General features: G+C 42.1%; 1 pseudogene. It reads left to right on the top strand.

Features of this window, described 5'->3' with window-relative positions:
- Positions 1-242, top strand: a pseudogene (locus tag CWB76_RS19460) (LacI family DNA-binding transcriptional regulator); the annotation flags it as partial.

Here is a 242-nt window from a genome sequence, read left to right as displayed (position 1 = left end):
GAACTTCCAGCCAAAGTTAGCAGCAAGAAGTCTTGCAGGAACAAAAGCTTACAGCATAGCGTTCCGTTTCGCCACTGCTAATGCGTACTACAGTATCGACATGCAAAATGGTATTTTTGATGCGTGCAAAAAGCAGGGGTTTGAACTACTTATTCACCCATGTGATTCGAAAGAAGCGCTTTTTTTTGATGAATTTAGTAATATGATCATACGCACTCGTATCGCGGGCTTCTTACTCAGAC

This window comes from Pseudoalteromonas sp. S1609, from assembly GCF_005887255.1.
Taxonomy (GTDB): Bacteria; Pseudomonadota; Gammaproteobacteria; order Enterobacterales; family Alteromonadaceae; genus Pseudoalteromonas.
The sequence above is the reverse complement of the archived record's forward strand: the minus strand, read 5'-3'. Positions and strand labels throughout refer to the sequence as shown.